Genomic DNA, 993 nt, shown 5'->3' with positions numbered 1-993 from the left:
ACGAGATCAGGCCCCACGAGCACCTCGCCTGGAACCGGCCCCGCGACGTGCACCTCGGCCACGCCGACCCGACGATCCCCACCTTCGAACGCGACCAAATCCTGCCAACTACTTGACGCGGGACACGGTCAGCCTTCGCCAGGTCCGCCGAACGTGCCGCCCGCCGGCGGAGTCGGACAGGTGCTGTTGTGGGGGACGACGCCGATCTCCGCGCGGATGGCGACTCCGTCGGTTGTCCTTGCGACGGTGTAGGCGATGCCTTCGAGCGATCCGCGGAACGGGTAGTCGCCGACGCGCGCCTGGTCGGCCTTCGGGTCGTCGGGAATCGGACCGCTGGTGGTGACCAGGTCGGCTGTCGGGTGGGTGCTCAGCCAGTTCCGCGTGCCGACGACGGTCGCGCCGGTGAGCGTCCAGTATCCCGTGCGTCTGACCGTCGGATTGCACAGCCACCCGGTCTGCGTGGTGCCGAATCCGACAGGCGTGACCGGCACCTCGTCGGATCGTACGGCTCCGGGCGGGACGACGGCGCCCGCCAACCACGACTGCGCCTTTGCCACCGCGGTGGGGTCCTCTCCCATGCCGTCGTCAGGAGCGTGCGATGCGGCAACACTGGACGCTGCGGGGTGCGCACCTTCCGCCGCGGGCGCCCCTGAGCCCGTCGCGGCGCAACCGGCGAGCATGCCGGTTACGAGAATGCCGAGGACGATGGTCAGACGCAGACGCACGCGCTCACATTAGGGCATGCATCCCCCGGCGACGGTTCGTCGTGTCGATCACGCCTGTCTCGTCGTGCACAGATCTTCACGTCCGGCCTGCAGACTCCGCGCCCGTTTGTCGCAGTTGACCGGCCCGCGCGTTTGTGCGAAGCCGGGGCGGTGGATTCTGATGGTCGTCGCAACACTTGGTCGTTTTGGGGAAGGCTAGCGCAGCTCGGCTGCGCTGGTTCGGGCGGTCTTGAATCGTGCGGCTGGGGTGTCGTAACCGAGCTTCTTC

The 993-nt window shown here is 68.5% G+C and carries 1 protein-coding gene; it reads right to left on the bottom strand.

Annotated features, from left to right (window positions below; all coding sequences use genetic code 11):
* Positions 1–128: 128 nt before the first annotated feature.
* Positions 129–725 carry a hypothetical protein gene (locus AC0NZN_RS18350; protein ID WP_474593764.1) on the bottom strand — a complete coding sequence of 199 codons (597 nt, stop codon included), beginning with the start codon at positions 723–725 and terminating at the stop codon, positions 129–131.
* Positions 726–993: the final 268 nt, after the last annotated feature.

The sequence above is a fragment of the Microbacterium sp. sgz311019 genome, assembly GCF_056135325.1.
The sequence above is the reverse complement of the archived record's forward strand: the minus strand, read 5'-3'. Positions and strand labels throughout refer to the sequence as shown.